14 protein-coding genes and 4 tRNA genes are annotated in these 17,909 nt (G+C 40.4%); 11 read left to right on the forward strand and 7 right to left on the reverse strand.

The features are described 5' to 3' along the window. Positions 1-126 precede the first annotated feature (126 nt). Both CSC79_RS18795 and CSC79_RS18800 read left to right on the forward strand, forming a co-directional pair. On the forward strand, positions 127-1,299 hold the full coding sequence (locus tag CSC79_RS18795; RefSeq protein WP_099297498.1) for a monodechloroaminopyrrolnitrin synthase PrnB family protein: 1,173 nt from the start codon (positions 127-129) through the stop codon (positions 1,297-1,299). Then, positions 1,300-2,412 carry an aminotransferase class V-fold PLP-dependent enzyme gene (locus tag CSC79_RS18800; protein WP_099297501.1) on the forward strand — a complete coding sequence of 371 codons (1,113 nt, stop codon included), beginning with the start codon at positions 1,300-1,302 and terminating at the stop codon, positions 2,410-2,412. On the opposite strand, the gene CSC79_RS18805 is transcribed toward CSC79_RS18800, so the two are convergent. Continuing rightward, positions 2,407-2,892: a DUF4124 domain-containing protein gene (locus CSC79_RS18805; protein ID WP_237114066.1), complete on the reverse strand. Its 486-nt coding sequence runs from the start codon at positions 2,890-2,892 to the stop codon at positions 2,407-2,409. The genes CSC79_RS18800 and CSC79_RS18805 overlap by 6 nt on opposite strands. 131 nt (positions 2,893-3,023) lie before the next feature. Beyond that, the gene (locus tag CSC79_RS18810) at positions 3,024-6,293 is read right to left on the reverse strand and encodes a methyl-accepting chemotaxis protein (protein ID WP_099297504.1); all 3,270 of its coding nucleotides are present in this window, start codon (positions 6,291-6,293) and stop codon (positions 3,024-3,026) included. Between the two features lie 163 nt (positions 6,294-6,456). Between CSC79_RS18810 and CSC79_RS18815 the strand changes: the two genes are divergently transcribed. Next, complete coding sequence (locus CSC79_RS18815; RefSeq protein WP_099297530.1) at positions 6,457-7,878, forward strand: mannose-1-phosphate guanylyltransferase/mannose-6-phosphate isomerase; 1,422 nt, start codon at positions 6,457-6,459, stop codon at positions 7,876-7,878. Between the two features lie 17 nt (positions 7,879-7,895). On the opposite strand, the gene CSC79_RS18820 is transcribed toward CSC79_RS18815, so the two are convergent. The 4 genes from CSC79_RS18820 to CSC79_RS18835 all read right to left on the reverse strand — a co-directional run bounded on the left by CSC79_RS18820 (position 7,896) and on the right by CSC79_RS18835 (position 11,815). Next, entirely contained in the window at positions 7,896-8,159 is a 264-nt protein-coding gene (locus tag CSC79_RS18820; protein WP_099297506.1) for a hypothetical protein, read from the reverse strand. Positions 8,160-8,295: 136 nt separating this feature from the next. Beyond that, positions 8,296-10,452 carry an ATP-binding protein gene (locus CSC79_RS18825; protein WP_099297508.1) on the reverse strand — a complete coding sequence of 719 codons (2,157 nt, stop codon included), beginning with the start codon at positions 10,450-10,452 and terminating at the stop codon, positions 8,296-8,298. Positions 10,453-10,558: 106 nt separating this feature from the next. Next, positions 10,559-11,215, reverse strand: a complete 657-nt coding sequence (locus CSC79_RS18830; protein ID WP_058562058.1) for a response regulator transcription factor — start codon at positions 11,213-11,215, stop codon at positions 10,559-10,561. Positions 11,216-11,449: 234 nt separating this feature from the next. Beyond that, positions 11,450-11,815 carry a histidine triad nucleotide-binding protein gene (locus CSC79_RS18835; protein ID WP_099297510.1) on the reverse strand — a complete coding sequence of 122 codons (366 nt, stop codon included), beginning with the start codon at positions 11,813-11,815 and terminating at the stop codon, positions 11,450-11,452. Between the two features lie 88 nt (positions 11,816-11,903). On the opposite strand from CSC79_RS18835, the gene CSC79_RS18840 reads away from it, so the two are divergent. Then, a complete protein-coding gene (locus CSC79_RS18840; protein ID WP_099297512.1) occupies positions 11,904-12,503 on the forward strand; it encodes a DUF2057 domain-containing protein in 600 nt (199 codons plus the stop codon). A gap of 42 nt (positions 12,504-12,545) precedes the next feature. Here the strand turns inward: CSC79_RS18840 and CSC79_RS18845 are convergent, their stop codons facing one another. Then, complete coding sequence (locus tag CSC79_RS18845; RefSeq protein WP_099297514.1) at positions 12,546-14,390, reverse strand: M1 family metallopeptidase; 1,845 nt, start codon at positions 14,388-14,390, stop codon at positions 12,546-12,548. A gap of 143 nt (positions 14,391-14,533) precedes the next feature. Here CSC79_RS18845 and murB point away from each other — a divergent pair, with 143 nt between their 5' ends. From murB to CSC79_RS18880, 7 genes are all read left to right on the forward strand, one after another. Then, positions 14,534-15,544 (forward strand): UDP-N-acetylmuramate dehydrogenase, encoded by a 1,011-nt coding sequence (gene murB, locus CSC79_RS18850; RefSeq protein WP_099297516.1) that lies wholly within the window; start codon positions 14,534-14,536, stop codon positions 15,542-15,544. Beyond that, a complete protein-coding gene (birA, locus tag CSC79_RS18855) occupies positions 15,541-16,533 on the forward strand; it encodes a bifunctional biotin--[acetyl-CoA-carboxylase] ligase/biotin operon repressor BirA (RefSeq protein WP_099297518.1) in 993 nt (330 codons plus the stop codon). The genes murB and birA overlap by 4 nt, the downstream gene beginning before the upstream one ends. Beyond that, the gene (locus tag CSC79_RS18860; RefSeq protein WP_099297520.1) at positions 16,530-17,225 is read left to right on the forward strand and encodes a type III pantothenate kinase; all 696 of its coding nucleotides are present in this window, start codon (positions 16,530-16,532) and stop codon (positions 17,223-17,225) included. The genes birA and CSC79_RS18860 overlap by 4 nt, the downstream gene beginning before the upstream one ends. Positions 17,226-17,345: 120 nt before the next feature. Continuing rightward, positions 17,346-17,421: transfer RNA gene (locus tag CSC79_RS18865), tRNA-Thr, on the forward strand. A gap of 39 nt (positions 17,422-17,460) precedes the next feature. Further along, positions 17,461-17,545, forward strand: a tRNA-Tyr gene (locus tag CSC79_RS18870). 45 nt (positions 17,546-17,590) lie between these two features. After that, positions 17,591-17,665, forward strand: a tRNA-Gly gene (locus CSC79_RS18875). A 12-nt stretch (positions 17,666-17,677) separates the two neighbouring features. Continuing rightward, positions 17,678-17,753: transfer RNA gene (locus tag CSC79_RS18880), tRNA-Thr, on the forward strand. Positions 17,754-17,909 lie beyond the last annotated feature (156 nt).

Consider the following 17,909-nt stretch of genomic DNA (forward strand, 5'->3'; position numbering starts at 1 on the left):
TATTTGTGTGCATATTTTGAGTGATATCCACTAATTTAAGAGGTCTAAAGTAGCAGTTTTTACTGATTATTACTCTATGCTATCTGTTAACATAAATGCAATAAAAATAGTCGAAGTAAAATAAAAATGAGCAAAAACACTCAAGCATTTGATGAATGGCTAAGAACACGTTTTGTTGAAATTAACAGTGAGCTTGAAAAAATATATTGGCAACAGGATGATAGAGCAAATGTTGAGTTTGTCGGTGAGCAATATAAGCATCAGCTTCAACATGAGGGTAACGCCCATATTAATAAGCTATTAGCTGAAGGCAATACTGATGAAGGTTTTGACAGCGCGTTTGATTTACTTGGTAATGTAGGCTTGTATATGGCTGCATGCAGGCGCCATGAGATTACTGAACCTTCTCGTGAAACCACATCACCATTAGTGGAAGCATCGGCTTTAGCAATGCACATTGGTGCTTCAATAGGCGTAACGCCTCGCTTTGCAACTGCACATTTAACAACACATAATAAAGCGGTAAATGGTCTGTATAAGCGTTTTACTAATCTGCCAGATGAAAAGCTATTTATAGATTACAACACCAAAGGTATTTTGGCTTACAAACGTGCCGCCGATGCATTGTTAAAAATTCAGCCATTAGGCATTTCCCATCCATTGTGCAAAGATTTACTTGAAGTGGCTAAGCAGGCTTTACTGGATGTAATTGAATCTAATCATGCTCTTTATACTCAATTAGATACTGAGCGTTTTTTCTTTTGTGTAAGGCCTTATTATAAGCCTTATCGCGTGGGTAAAGAGGTTTATCGAGGAGCCAATGCAGGCGATTTTGCGGGTATCAATGTCATTGATATGCTGCTTGGCCTGTGTTCTGCAAATGAACCTAGTTATTCGCAAATGCTGGTGGATAAGTTTTTATATATGATGCCAGAAGATCAGCAAATATTACGAGAATCGATGAGAATGCCAAGTATCATGGATGACTTACTTGCCTGTGCTTCACAGCGCGATAGTGAATGGTTTCAAACCAACACTAAGTTGTTTATACAAGTGTGTAAATTACATGGAGACACCGCAATCGGTCATCATAATCAGCTCGTCAGTAAGTTTATTGCTCAGCCAGCTCAGCAGATGCAACAACAGCATATGCAAAAAGTAACAGCGAGCGGACCTCCTTTGCATGTACTGCTCGATTCACTAGAAAAATTGAGGGATCGCCGTGCGGCTGCACAGCGTGATGATATCAAGACGCGTTATGCCGACTTGTCCCAGTTAAAGCAATGGGTAAAAAAGTAAATGTATAAAGATGACTTTCATTTAACTTCTGGGTGCTATTTACTAAACCACTCTGTTGGGCGAGCCTTAAAAACAGGGCACGATGATTTTAATGCACACTTTTTTGCTCCTTGGCAGTCGACTAACAAAGAGCCTTGGCAGCAGTGGCTCGGAACAATTGAGCGATTTACTGGCGCGTTAAGTGAGTTGTTTAATAGTAAAAAGGAGTTGTTCTGCCCGCAAGTCAATTTATCGAGCGCTTTAACTAAAATTTTAATGTCGCACCCGCGATTTACAGGTACTAAGTGTCGGGTATTAATGGCGCAAAGTGATTTTCCCAGCATGGGCTTTGCAATGCAAAAAGCATTGCCTGATGGGGCACACATTGACTATATTCCACATGATTTGGATTTGACAGATATAACAATCTGGCAGCAATACATCAAACCCGATACTGACCTGGTGTTTATAAGCCATGCCTATTCAAATACAGGCCAACAAGCGCCTGTAAAAGAAATAGCAGCGTATTGTAGGCGTAATAATACACTGAGTTTAGTGGATGTAGCGCAATCGGCTGGGGTACTACCGTTAGACTTGTCCACTGTCGGGGTCGATTTTTTGATAGGCTCTAGTGTTAAATGGTTATGCTCAGGTCCGGGCGCTGCATATTTGTGGGTAAGTGAATCACAGCTTGGCGTTTGTCAGCCTAAAGATGTTGGTTGGTTCTCGCATCAAAATCCATTTGAATTTGATATAAACCACTTTGATTATCACTCCACAGCTTTGCGTTTTTGGGGAGGTACTCCTTCTATAGCCCCCTATGTTATTGCGGGCCACAGTATTGCTTATTTTGCAAAGTTAGGTGCAGCTACTGTACGAAAGCATAACTTGGCTTTATTGTCACAGCTAAGAGAATCATTAAGCGATTACATGGTTTCACCTCGAAGCGAGGATGCGTGCAGCGGTACGGCTATTTTGCACTTTTCAGAGGCTCAAAAAGCAGTGTTAGACGCACTTACCGACGCAGACATTAGTGTGGATGAAAGAGCTTATGGAATACGTGTATCGCCGCATATTTATAATGATGAGCACGATATTGCGCGGTTTATCGAAGTTATTAAAAAGGCCTTATAATCCAACTTTGCTTTGCAGATCTTCCTTTTTAGCCGTGAGTGTTTCTATTTCTTGCTTATGGTTATCTATTTGTGGGTCTATCTGATTCTTTAGCTGGCGCGTTCTAATGTCTATAGCATTAGCTATGGACGTAGCGCCCATTCTATTGGCACGGTCTTGGGTTATGTAACCGATTTGCTTTTTTCGCTCGGCAAATGAGTTTTTTAGCTGTTTGATTGAGAGCTGATGCTGAGTGATCTCTCGGTCAATCCTTTGCAGTTCAAGGTAACTATCTACTGCGCTTGTACTAACTTGTGCTTCTTGTTGATTTATTTGTGTAACATTTGCAGCTTTAATTGTGATTTCTTTTGCGTCTTTAGCACAAGGAAACTGACTAAACGTCGTCACACCTTTACTATCACACTTGTAAACAACGGTGCTAGCTTGAGTTGTGAGCGGCAATGATAAAATAAAGAAAACAACGATTAAAAACATCTGCATTACTAATCCCTAAAACTACAGTGAATATGCCTTACCTATTTGGGTAGTTTAGCAATAGCATCAAGTCGTTCGCCAGCAGTTTACTACAAATCTTTGCTAAACTAACCAGCGCTCAGGTTAAGTATACAAGATTAATTCAACGATTCTTTTAACGAAAAGTATTGCAGAGAATTGCGCATTGTATTGGCTTGATCTGATAGTTGTTTTGCTGCTGCCATTGTTTCTTCTGTGATCGCTGAGTTCTCTTGTATCAATGTCGTTAATCGTTGCACAACAGCATCAACTTCTTTAATTGCCTGTTGTTGATTAAGTGATGAGTTATTAATAGACACTGTCATTTCATTCACTGCGCTGACTGCTGTTACAATCTGTTCAAGCTTTTCCCCTGAAGAGCTCGCCAAAATGGTCCCTTGACTGACTTTTTGGTTGCTGGTGCTAATAATCCCCTTTATTTGCTTCGCTGATGCGGCACTACGGCCCGCTAATTGCCTTACTTCACTGGCTACCACGGCAAACCCCCTGCCATGCTCCCCAGCCCTTGCAGCCTCAACAGCGGCATTTAACGCGAGTAAATTAGTTTGAAAAGCAATATCATCAATAACAGACACAATCTCATTAATATCCTTACTTGAGTTGTTTACCTCATTAATTGCATCCACCGTTTGTTTTGAAAGCTCTCCGCCTTCACTGGCCGTTGTGTGTGCTTCTTTGGCAAGTGTTACCGCCTCATTCGATTTCATCGTAACTTGAGCAACTTCATCTAACATATTATTACTGCTGGCGCTGGCTTCTTCTAAGTTTGCTGCTTGTTCTTCGGTTCGTTGGCTAATTTCTATATTGCTGGACGCAATTTCAGAGGCGCTTTGTGATACTAAATTAGCGCTTTGTTGAATGCTGGCGATAACACTGGTTAATTTATTAATGGTTTGGTTTACATCGTCTTTCAACGTTGCAAACACACCCAAGTAATCTCGCTCAATTTGTTTGTTTAAATTACCTTGTGCTAAGCTGCTCAAAACGTGTGTTACTTCTTCAATTGCGTCTGCTGTAATGCTTAATGAGTTATTAACGTCACTCTGTAATTCAGCAAGTTGTCCCTGCATTTGCATATCCAATTGTTTACTAAAGTCACCTTGACGCATTGCAGCCATTACGGTGGCAAGCTGTGTAATTACTGTATTTAAGTTTTCTACTGAGTTATTTATATCTAATTTTAAGCTATTGAGCTGGCCTGGCATTGCAACATCAATTGTTTTGTTAAAGTTTCCTTGGCTAATAGCCATCATCACACTTGAGATTTCATTGAAGGCATTGTTAAGCCCCATGATGGAATCGTTAATGTTAAACTTTAAGGTAAGTAACTCGCCATTTGCATCGCACTCAACTTGTTGCGTAAAGTCACCCTTACTCACACCAGCCATAACGCTATTGATATCTGTGATGATCAACGCAAGGTTGTCTACGCTTGAGTTGATATCATTTTTGAGTAGCGCCAATTGCCCTTGTAAAGGTTGTTCTACACGTTTTGAAAAGTCACCATCATGAAGCGCACTCATTACCTGGCTGATGTTATTCATTGCACCCGATAAGCTCAGTACAGAGTTATTAACGCTTTCTTTAAGTTGTTTTAATGTGCCTTGTGCGATGCTTGTAACTTGTTCAGTAAAGTTACCTTGTTCTATATAAGCCATCACAGTCACGATTTCACCTATCGTGTTATCTAAAGACTTTAAAGAACCATTAATATTTTGCTTAAGTGTGGCGAGCTGGCCAAGCATCGGAGTGTTGATTTGCGTTGAAAAATTACCTTGGCTCATTTCATCAATAACATGATTAATTTCAGACATTGCTTGCTCAAGCGAGTGCGCACAGTTATTTGTTGCCTGCTTTAATGAAGATAGCTCCCCCTTACAATCAACGGTTATACGGTGATTAAATTCGCCCTCTGCCATTTTATTCATGACCATATTAGTTTGCGAAATAGAGCTCTGTAAGGCATCTAATAAGCAATTGAAAGCGCTGGCTGATGAGCCAATTTCGTCTTTAGATAGCACTGGAGAGCGAACTGAAAAATCCCCTTGGCGTTCAACATGGCGCATGGTATCAACAAGCAGTTGTACAGGGCGAGTCAGTGAGCGAGCGAATGTAAAAGCAATAAAGACCACGATGACAATACACACTATCGAGATAATCAATAAAATAGTGGTTAAGTGAGCCACAGCGGCAAATGCTTCTTGTTGATCAATCTCAGCTAGTAAGGCCCACTTTAAGCCAAGTATATTAATAGGTTGATAGGAGGAAAGTACTTTCGCACCATTATAATCAGTAATGACTTCTTGACCCACATTCCCTTGCAAAGCTTGTGTAACAGCAGCCGTTTTAACAGCGCCTGTTTCAGGAAAGCGAAATGAGTTAATAACCGAGTGGTTTTTAGGATCGAGGTATGAATCGGAACGCATTAAAAAGTCAGGTCCAACAAGATAAGTTTCACCGCTTTTACCTAAACCTGCCCGCTCAGTCATAATAACATTAAGTGCATCAATCGATATTTGAAAAACAAGTGTGCTGGTATGAACGCCTTGTTCATAAATTGGCGTGGCTATAAAGCTTGCGGGTGCATCATAAGAGGGCAAATATTGTTGATAGTCTACAAAGGTGACTTCATTTTCAGCAATGTTTTTTGCTTGTTCGTAGGCTAGTGCCAAATTACTTTTTGCAAACGGGCCTGTGGCTAAAGAGGTGGCAAAGTCTACTTCTTTATACACAGAGTAAACAACTTCAGCGGACTGGTTATCGATTATAAAGATGTCGTAAAAATCAAATCTTTGAGCAAATTTGAACAAGAAGTCATGGTGTTTCTCATGGACAACATTGTATTGAGCATCGTTTGAAGCTCGGTGCAAATTTGCTTTCTCCCCAACTGGATAAGGGTTTTGAACTAAATAATAGTACTGCCAATACAGCGCTTGCGTTGTTAGTTGCGAATGGATATCAAATGACTGAGACACATTTTTATTTTCTTGGGCGTACTTCTTATTAAACGTGTTCTCATAATACTCTGTTAGTAAAGTATATTGTGAAGAACTGAGCTGTGTTGAAGTTGTTTTATCTTTAAAAGCATTAGTAAGCTCTATGGCTGCTGAATGCACTAACGAGCTGTTTGATAAAAATAAAAGCTGCGACTTAATATCATTAAAATGACGTTCGATAGCACTCTTTTTTATTTCACTGACTGCCTCAAGTTGTGCGTAGGTTTGTTTGTTTAGTGCTGTAGATGAGTTTGATAATGAAAAAGCGATTACGATGGCCAAAGGAATGAGTGCAACAAGCAAAAAAGCGCTCATTAGTTTTTTAGAGAGGTCTAAATTTTTAATCGAATGACTAACCGTATTAATGTTCATTTAACATCCCTTCATAGATAAACATAAAAACCGAATTTAGGTAACCAGTTGAGTTTAGAACAGTGTTCCTGAAAAGCGAATTTGGCTTAATAGATTTTTTAAATGTCATATAAAGGCGGCGCTATTGTCTGTTAAAATACCCTCATTAAACTTAGCTGTGGCTATTAAAATGTCTCTTATTACTCCTGTTATTCTTGCTGGTGGCATTGGTTCAAGGTTATGGCCTTTATCGCGTCAAGCAATGCCAAAGCAATTTCTGTCGTTGCTGAATGAGCATTCGTTACTACAAAATACGTTGCAACGAGTGACGGGCGATGGTTTTAAGCCCGCATTATTAGTGTGCAATGAACAGCATCGATTTATTGCCAGCCATCAATGCGAAGCCTTAGGTGTAACCCCTAAAGCTATTTTATTAGAGCAACAAGGTAAAAATACTGCACCTGCTATCGGGCTTGCTGCACAGTATGCATTAGCCCAAGGAATAGACTCACCTATTTTTGTGATTCCTGCGGATCATTATATCGCTAACTTTGAGCACTTAGTGGAACAGCTTCCAGATGCAATCGCAATGGCCGAACAAGGAAAGCTGGTTACTTTTTCAATCAAGCCGGATACAGCTAATTGTGGTTATGGGTATATTAAACAAGGCGCAAAAATAGCTAATTCAAATTGCTACCAAGTAGATGAGTTTAAAGAAAAACCAGATCGAGAACTGGCACAACAGTACGTGGCAAGTGGTGAATACTCATTCAATAGTGGCATGTTTTTGTTTACGCCAAAAAGCTACCTTCGCGAACTGGAAAGGTTTGCGCCAAAAATAGCCCGCGCCGTTGCCGATGCTGCCAATTTTAGCCAAGATTTAGGGTTTACAAGGGCCGATGAAACAGCACTTAGCTCATGCCCGAGTGACTCTATTGATTATGCAATATTAGAGCGTAGCGATAATGTAGTGGTGTTACCTTTGGCCTTAAATTGGAGTGATGTTGGTGGCTTTAATGCACTTTGGCAAAACACAAATAAAGATAGTTTAGGTAATCGAGCAAGTCATGATGACGTGTTGCTTAATTGCGAAAATAACCTGATTCACAGTGAAGAAGGCCACACTGTCGCGGCCCTAGGGGTAAATAATTTAGCTGTTATTCATACCCATGACGCTACGTTAGTGGCAAATAAAGCGCAATTAGAACATTTGCCACAACTCTTAGCTCAGTTAGCGAATAAACAAAGCGATAAACTACTTAACCATCAGGCTGTTTATCGACCTTGGGGAAACTACCGTGTGCTAGTGGAAGAAAGTGGTTTTAAAGTTAAAAAAATTACTGTTAATAGTGGCGGTAGACTCTCCACTCAGCGCCATCAGCATCGTGCCGAACACTGGGTTGTAGTGTCAGGCATTGCTGATGTCAGTATTGATGGTAAAGCCTGCGCTTTAACGGCGGATCAATCTTGTTATATAGCTGCAGGTCATATACACAGTTTAGCGAATAGTCAAAATAAGCCACTTGTATTGATAGAGGTGCAAACCGGTAGCATACTGGATGAAAGCGATATTGAACGTTTTGACGATGTTTACGGTAGAAGTTGATGGTTAGGTTTGACGACTCAAACCAGGCCAATAACCAACCCTATAACCAGTATTACCCAGAAAATAGCGGTATCTCTAAAATGGTTGAGTAGCCAAAAGTAGAGTAACGCCAATGCACCAGAAATGGCTGTTGCAACAATAGCTGTAAGAAATCCTACACCTGACATTAAGTTAATCAATAATACAATTCCAGTGTAAATCCCTGCGCATAATTTAGGGCGCTCAGTATTAATTAGTAGCTTTAGTAAAGCTACCAAAATCAAAACTTTAAAAATGAGCATGGGTCTATCCTTAGATATTTCATTTGTACCCATTAAACTAAAATATCAACAGTTGAGCAATCGGTTTACCATAGTGTGTTGATATGGTGTGCAAACATTATAACTTAGTAGTTTGCTCAGACATGCTGAGTTTTGCTTAACTCAGCTCACTTCTCACATGCTTTAAATATTGCTCTAAACTGTCTTGCCAAAGCACAATAACATCAGATAAAGGCTCTTTAAGTGGCTTGTTATCTAGTAGTCGGCGTTCTATTTTTTTAAGCTCTGCACCGTATCGATTAAAACCCAGTTGCAATGCTGTACTTGCTTGGCGGTGCAGGAGCTTAATACATTGCTCTTTGTCTTCATCAAGTAGCTGTTGTGCACGAACAAGCTTATTTCGCGCTGAAAGTACAAATTCATTGTAAATGGATGATACTTCGTCATCACTAAATGAGCTTGTTAATGTTTCAGCGGCAGTTTCATCATAGAGCACATCACTAAGCTCAACAGCGATGATAGGCGTTTGATTATTTTGAGAGTCACTTAATGCTTGGCGCAGCTTTTGTTGTTTAATCGGTTTGCCCACAATGTCTTTTATACCCAAAGAGAAATATTCTTTTATTTCATCTGGACTTAAGCTGGCTGTAAACGCGAGCACGGGGGTGCGTTGGTTTTTGTGTTCAATCCCTTTAAGTGTTTTTAGCACTTCTTGACCTGTTAAATCTGGCAAATTCATGTCCAGTAAAACTACATCAAAGTGATGTTGCTTCATTAATGTAATTGCACTTTGACCGTCTCGAGCAAGTTTGATTTTATGCTCATCATCAGCCATAAATTCAATCGCGATTTTTTGGTTTAAGTCTAAATCTTCAACTAATAATATATCTAATCCAGTTAAATATTCTTTTGATTGATGGCGTTGTTCAACCAAACTTAGTTCACCGAGTGTTAAATTAATATCAAAGCTAAATGAACTGCCTTTACCAAGTTCACTGGTGATATCTAAATGAGACCCTAATTTATCTAGTAATCGGCTGGTGATTGCTAAACCAAGACCAGTACCGCCTTTTTCTTTGCCTGCACTACTTTGTACATAGGGTTCTGTGAGGTATTCAATTTCGTCAGCTTCAATACCAGGACCTGAGTCAACTACGCTAATGCGTATAGTGTGTTCAAGTTGCTGCTCTTTAACTAAATCAACGCATATTTTGACTTCGCCCTTATCGGTAAATTTTATCGCGTTACCCATAAGGTTGATGATGATTTGTCTGAGTTTTTGTTGATCACAGTAATAGCATGCTTGCTCGGGCAAATTATAAACCAGCTCAAAGTGCAGCCGTTTTTGTTCTGCAAGGGGGCTCAGTAGTAAGCATAAATTGTGAAGCCAAGTTTTAAACTCCACATCTTCTTCATACAAGGCTTCGTTATGCTGATCGAGACTGGCGTAATCAAGTACTTTATCTACGAGTAAGTTAAGAGATTCTGCTGAGTTAATAATGGCTTCGCAGTAGGGTTTATCGCGAGGGTCACTGGATTGATTCATCATTAACTGTGCACTGCCTAATATACCGTTGAGTGGTGTGCGGATTTCGTGACTAATGGTGGATAAAAATAACCCTCTGATCTCGAGGTCTTTTTGGGCTTTTTCTGTTAATTGATTTAGGTTTTGTTCTCTTCGCTCATTACACAGCAGCGCCATCCCTGTTGCATAAAACATCGGGGCTATAACCCCGTTTATAAATAAGGTAATACTAAACCAGTTGCCTGAAAGCAGCTTTGCGGTGTTTATGTCGCCCATCAATAATGTGCGTCCGGTAAAAACGAAGGTGATAATTGTGAGTATTAATATGTAGACAATACTGCCATTGGGGTAGCTTTTATAACCGTATTTAATGAATAAATAGAGTAAAAATATGGCTTCAAGAATATGTTGTAAATCAGATAGTAGAATACGGCTGCGTAAGCTTGATTCATTGAAAGCTAGCACAATCATCATAACAGCGAAAAGAGCTGTAATAGCGCTAAAAACTTTAAAGCCAGCGCTTTTGTCAGCGAAAAATTGCCGAATAGCTAACGCATGTATGATTGAAGAGCAAAAAAACAAGCTATTGGCGATACTGATGCTGGCTATATTATTTAAGTAACCATGCAATGCAAAGCTACCCACGGCGGCAAACATCATCATTGGATAAAAAATATAAATTAAGGTGCCAGGGGTATTTTTACTGGTACGCCAAGTAAGGTAATTAAGCAGCGTCATAACCGCCATCATGGCTGCGCTGGCATAATACAAAGTGGCTGAATCGAGCATGTTAATTCCAATACTATCGCTTTGAGCTGAGCATAAAGTCTATTTGTGTTCTTAGCAAATGCAAAAAAGGCGCTTTAAGCGCCTTTTTTGGTCAATAATATTTAGCTTAACGAATTTCGTCAGGAATATTTTGCTGTGCCCATGACAGTAACTCAATTCGGTTACGGCACTTTGTTTTTCTAAATGCACTGTATAAATGTGTTTTTACTGTGTGTGGACTAATACTTAGTGTTTCCGCGATTTCTTTATTTTTAGAACCATTACTCATTAATGAAATAATTGATTTTTCACGTTTGGTTAGTTTTATTGGTTCAATATCACCTTCAGTCAACTTGTGAAGTGCGTCTTTGTTAAACTGCAGCATACGGTTGAGCGCATTACACATGATATCTCGACGATACCAAAGTTGATCTTCAAGTAATAGACGAATGCCTTTCATTAATACATCAGCATTATCCGTTGTATAAAAGACACCACGAATACCACTTAATAACGCACGATTGGCAAGCTCTGGATTTTCATCTAAGTTAAACAAAACGATATCGCACTTAACGCGTAGGTTTACTAATTGTTCTTTTAATTTACCCCACGCATCTTGGCTCGATGTTTCAATAAACAATAAGCGCGTACCTTCAGGCACATCTAAAATATTTGTGCCAGTAGTAACATCAAGCCCTTGGGTTTTTAATAATGGCTCTAATACATTAATACCAATGGTATTGATTGGCTCCAGATCTAGTAACAAAAATGCTGAACTGCTCATACTTACATACTCTTGAATAAAGTTAACTAATTAATCCTATCACGCAATCCACCCCTTTCGTATTAGAAATTTCCTATATGAGGGCAGGAAAAGTATATTTTTAAGATGTTATGTTTTTTATTTATTAAAAAAAAGTAACATAAAAACATCCTATCTTAATGAATTAGTTAACTATTATCAAAATTTACCTGCAGCTCTAAACCCACCCTAAAAGAGTATGAATTTTTTTTGTGTTCATTCTTTTTTGTTATCTTGATAAGGCGGCCAACCCATACATTTACCTGCTAACATATGTAAGTGAATATGATATACCGTTTGCCCGCCATGCTCGTTACAATTCATCACCACTCTGAAACCGTCGTCGCTAAAGCCTTGTTGTTTGGCTATTTTTGCTGCAACAACATATAAATGACCAACGATTGGTGCATCTTTTTCGGTAATATCGTTAATTGTCGCAATCGCTTTTTTCGGGATAATCAAAATGTGAAAAGGGGCTTGTGGATTTATATCTCGAAAAGCCAGTGATAGCTCATCTTCATAGATGATATCGGCGGGAATATCTCGGTTTATTATTTTTGTAAAGATGGTTTCATCACTCATTTTAACTCTGCTCCAATGTTTGTTATAAAGTCACTAATGACAAACTTTGCTTGCAGTGTCAAACTGAAATCAAACACAAGGAGTTAATATGTATAAATCAGTCTTTTTTGGTGGCATTGTTTCGCTACTGTTAAGTTCAGCTGCTTCAGCTGAAACGGTTTACTTTCCGGAGGAAATCATTCCACTGCAGGTAGGTGAGAAGGTCATTGAACATTCGTTCTTTAGCCGTGTTGATGAGCTGGAGCTCAACCCCGGCACTTACTCGCTGAAACTAAAATACTCAGATTTGTACGAGCAAGGATATGACGAGCATCACGTTGTAGACTCTGAACCGTTTTGGGTATCAGTCACTATTGATCAGGGCAAAAATTACGACATTGTTTTTAATCGTGCAGATAATGCCGTAGCAGCTGAAGTGTTTGCAGAGTCACCGCAAATCAGTTTAAAAGCTAAAGGCTCATCTTTAGGTATGCCGTTACAAGCATCAATAACTGCGCCTCGCGCTCAAGCCGCACCTACTGCATCAACTAACAAACCTGCAGTAGCGAGCATGCCAGTAAGTGCACCTATATCAAAACCGGCGCCAACTACAGCGCAGTCACCGAGTGCTTCGGCAATGTTGGATTTTTGGTGGCAACAAGCCAGTCCTGAAGAGCGTAAACGCTTTTTAAATAAAGTAACAAAATAAAAAAAGGGCGAATAAATCGCCCTTTTTAATATTTATTGGTTTTTACTTAGAGAACAAGTCGTCAATAGTACCTTGTGCTAGCGGGTGATAACCCGGACGTGCTTTGATGTATACATCATGTGCCCATTCACGTTTACCATTTTTAATAAGTGCTTTATAAAGAGGCACAATTAGTTTGCGGCGACCAATCCCTGATAAGTGCTTATCAAGAGAAGGGTAAATTGGTTGATAACCATTACCTACAGCGAGCATGTACCATGCAAATGCTCGCTCAGCATTGGTTGATTGAGTAAGATTAAACTCACTATCTAATTCAGCCATTTTTTCAATGCTTAAGTCACGTGGTAGATTATTTAAAAAGTGCAACCACTCATGTACTGTCCAGTTTGCTGTAGGAAGCTGCGCTGCGGTTGTAGAGCCCTGTAACCAAGCTTTGGTTGCAGCATCTACTTTATCAAATGCATCTGATGTTGGGTTAGGTGCATCGCTTGGTAAACCTGGCTGAAAAATCCATTCGTTAACTTTATCCATGCTAACAATACCTGGGTATTTATTAATTAAGTTAGCTTCGATATAAGTGACAAACTGCGCTGTTGTTAACGATTTAAAAGCAAACTCGTTAAAGTAGGTTTTTACGAAGTCATCAAACTTTTCACGACCGTATTGGTTTTCAAGGTAGATCAAAAAGAGCTGACCTTTGGTGTAAGGCACTGAACTAAATGCATCATCTGGATCACGGCCATTTAGTTTTAAATTGAGGCGAGTATCCGGTGCATCAATGGTTTTAAGCTGAGCACGAAGCCCTGCTGCATCAAGCGCTTGTTCCATGACTGCGCGGTCACGGCCAAATACTTCTTCCATAATACGGTTTTCAACGTATGAGGTGAAACCTTCATTAAGCCATAAATCTTCCCATGTAGCATTGGTCACTAAGTTACCAGACCAAGAGTGCGCAAGTTCATGGGCAATGAGGTTAACTAAACTCTTATCACCAGCCACTACCGTTGGTGTGATAAACGAAAGGCGCGGGTTTTCCATTCCGCCAAATGGGAAGCTAGGTGGCAACATAAGTAAGTCGTAACGGCCCCATGCATATTCACCATACATTTCGTTGGTTTTGTCGATCATTGCTTGAGTGTCGTTAAATTCAGCAACAGACGCATCAAGAATTTCCGGCTCAGCAAAAATACCTGTTTGCTTAGACATAGCTTTGAACTCTAAGTTACCTGCGCCAATCGCAATTAAGTAAGGAGAGATAGCTTGTGGCATAGTAAAGTGGTAATCACCATCTTTATATAATGCGTCTTTATTATCGGCGCTCATGACCGCGCGAATGTCTTTAGGTGTTTGAATACGGGCAGTGTATGTTACACGCATTGCTGGAGTGTCTTGAACAGGTAACCAACTGCGGGCATGAATTGCTTGTGATTGGCTGTACATAAATGGGTGAGATTTACTTGCCGTTTGCTCTGGCGTTAACCATTGTAGGCCAGATGCTTCTGGTCGGCTGTTGTAATAAATGCGTACTTTTTGCGCTTGACTCTTGAAGTTAATCGTCAACTTAGAGCCTTTAACGTCATCACGTTTGGCCAATGTGAAATCTGCTTTTTTCCAGCTGCCGGCTTGCGTTTGATACATCACTTTATCTATATCTAAGTCGCGCGTATCGAGCACTAAACGTGTGCTTTTAGCATTTTGCCATTCTAACGTATGCTCTACAAAACCTTCTAATTGCTTGTCGGCGAAATCGACATCTAAATCTAGGTTTAAATGCGTTGTAATAACATCATTAAGATTAGCGTATGAGTTTTGGTCAACAGCGTTGGCCATTGCTTGCGAGCACATACCCGCCATTGCGAGGCTTAAAAAAAGAGGTGTGATTTTCATAATTACCTTGAACACAAATAAAAAGTGCAGGTTTTATATCATGATTGCAAGGCGAGGTTGAACAATTTCTGCAATCGGGTGCGCCTTTTACGATGATGGGGTAAACTAGGACGAATAGTGACAATTAACTTTTGAGGCATTTTGTGGCTCACCCTGTGCAATCTTTTCACACATTTTCATTACCGAGTCAGTGCTCAGTATTTACTGAAATTACTGAGCTCGCGCAATTACAGCAGCAATCATTTGAGAGTCCTTTTTGTATTTTGGGCGAGGGGAGTAATACTGTTTTTTTAGCTGACTACCAAGGTCAGGTGATTAAAATGGCAACTAAAGGTATCACTGCGAGCGCACGAGAGCATGACTACTTATTGGAAGTTGCTGCAGGAGAAAGCTGGCATCAGTTAGTTATTTATACCCTTGAACATGGTATGCCGGGCTTTGAAAATTTAGCATTAATACCGGGCACAGTGGGTGCGGCACCAGTACAAAATATTGGGGCTTATGGTGTTGAGCTGGCGAAATATATTGAATACGTTGAATATTTCGATATCGCGAGTAAGCAGTTTGTAAGAATTAACAATACAGAGTGTCAATTTGGCTATCGTGATTCTATTTTTAAACATAGCTTGAAAAATAAAGCGGTGATCACCCAAGTCGGGTTTTGTTTACCAAAAAAATGGCAGCCAGAATTAAGTTATGGGCCATTACAGCAGCTTGAGGATGTCAGTGCGAAAGGCATTTTTGAGCAAGTGATAAAAACGCGTAACAGTAAATTACCCAACCCTTATGAGCTGGCAAATGCGGGCAGCTTTTTTAAAAACCCAATAATAACTAATTCCCAGTTACACGCATTGCTGAAAACGCACCCGCAATTACCACATTATCTCTATGACACCGATCACCACAAAGTTGCAGCAGGGTGGTTGATTGAGCAGGCTGGTTTAAAAGGGTATCGAATAGCGGGTATTGAAGTGCATCAACAACAAGCCCTAGTGTTAGTTAATCATGGTAATAGTACCGGGGCTGATTTAATTGCCATGGTGCAACATATTCAGCAGCAAGTGTGGCAGTGCTATCAAATACGTTTACAACATGAAGTACGCTTGATAGCAAGTGACGGCGAATGTCATATTGATTTAGAGGAAACGTCATGAAAGCGCCTGATGGAAATAGGTTAGCAATTTTAAATGCGTTAAATAACGGTGGTTTTATCTCAGGGCAACTACTGGGAGAAAAACTGGGTATTAGTCGTGCTGCTGTGAGTAAACATATACAAAGCTTACAAGAGATGGGTCTCGATATTTTTAAAGTAAATGGCAAAGGGTATAGCTTGAATAATGCAGTTGGTTTACTAGAGCAAAGTAAGATTCAACATCATTACCAAGCCCTAGGTGCTGACACCGCACAAATAGAAGTGCAACCTATTATCGACTCGACCAACAGTGAGTTAATGCGCCGTGTTGCAGCAAAACAACCGTTAGAATCTGGTACTGTGATTGTAGCCGAAATGCAGCAAGCTGGTCGTGGTCGTAGAGGCCGTGTGTGGCAGTCGCCATTTGGTGCAAACCTTTATTATAGTTATTACTGGCGTTTAGATGACGGCCTTCAAGCGGCAATGGGTATGTCAATTGCGGTAGGGCTTGCCGTTTACGATACCTTAAAAGCACTTTACCAATTAGATATAGAGCTAAAATGGCCAAATGACATTTATCTTAATAAAGAAAAGCTGGCAGGTGTGCTGGTTGAGCTTGATGGTCAACCTCAAGGGCCATGTCAGCTCGTTATTGGGATAGGCATAAATTTACAAATGCCACAAAGCGTAAGCCAGCAAATAGATCAAGCTTGGACGGATTTAAGCCAACACACCTCGCAGTTAGATAAGAATAAACTTGTTGCACATCTTACTTACCACCTTGAGCAGCGCCTAGCGCAATACAGTGAAACCGGCTTACAAAACATGTACCAGCAATGGAATACCCTTGATGCATTTGCTGGGCAATGTGTTGAGCTAAACACGGGGCACAGAAGTTGGCGTGGTATTTGTGAAGGAATAGATATGCAAGGTGGAATTCGTATACGCCAAGACGGCGAAGCAAAAAGTTACTATGGCGGTGAAATATCTTTGCGTAAGGTACAACAATGAGGTTGTTGATAGATGTAGGTAATACCGCATTAAAAGCCGCGCACTATGATGGGGATAACATATCACCGTGTGATTTGAGCGCATTACCATGGCAGCAAGTCACAGAAGTGGTGTATGCCTGTGTCGGTAAAAGTGAGCAGTTAGGTACGCTATTAGCGCAGGCGGCGACGTTAAATATTCCTTGTTATGAAGCCGTGGTTAGTAAGCAGCTCAAAAACTTACATTGTGCCTATGAACATTATCAAAACTTAGGCATTGATCGCTGGTTAGCGATTATTGCAGCTTATATGTTATGGCCAAAACAAGACTGCGTTATTGTTGATACGGGCACAGCAACCACTATTGATGTGTTAGATGCAGGCGGACAACACCGAGGCGGGTGGATAATACCCGGAATTGATTTGATGACCCGATCGTTAACACAAAATACTCAGCGCGTGTTTGATGATGAGGCAACACAATTTAGTAATGAGCTTGGTATCAACACCCCAAACGGACTCAAAAATGGCGCACTCGTGGCAACAATTGGAGCGGTTGAGCAAGCAAAGCTGCACCTGAGCAATAAAAATCCACACTTAATATTTGCTGGTGGCTATGGAGAGTTACTGCAAGCGCAATTTCCAACTGCTGTTTTTGCGCCTCAATTAGTAATGCACGGCTTGAACTATTGGCGAGAATTGTGTGAAAAGTAACAAAATAGCGCTTGTTTGCATGATTTGTGAGCATTTGAGTTAAAAAGTTACACTTTTTTCAAATTTATTGTTGCATCCCAATACGCCTTACTCTAATATCTCGCCCCGTACTAAAGCAGTGCCGACTTAGCTCAGCTGGTAGAGCAACTGACTTGTAATCAGTAGGTCAACCGTTCGACTCGGTTAGTCGGCACCACTTTCCTTTTACCGGAAGTGCTTAGTAAAGAATTATCGTGGAGGGGTTCCCGAGCGGCCAAAGGGATCAGACTGTAAATCTGACGGCTCAGCCTTCGCTGGTTCGAATCCAGCTCCCTCCACCACTTTATTCTTGACGGTTAGAGGTAGTTTAAGAACAGGTTCCTAACGCGGGCATCGTATAATGGCTATTACCTCAGCCTTCCAAGCTGATGATGCGGGTTCGATTCCCGCTGCCCGCTCCAGTTTCTGGTGTTGCTGATATAGCTCAGTTGGTAGAGCGCACCCTTGGTAAGGGTGAGGTCGGCAGTTCAAATCTGCCTATCAGCACCAGTCACACGAATCTTCTTGATTACTTCCTTTATCTGTCAGAAAATACTATTTGAAATTTGAAAAATTTAATTTAATCTACCTGCTGGTGGATTATTTTCATATGTAATCTAGATACACAAAACTGATAGGTTCCGTCATGGCAAAAGAAAAGTTTGA

It is taken from the genome of Pseudoalteromonas sp. 3D05, assembly GCF_002723455.1.
In the GTDB taxonomy this organism is placed as follows: Bacteria; Pseudomonadota; Gammaproteobacteria; order Enterobacterales; family Alteromonadaceae; genus Pseudoalteromonas.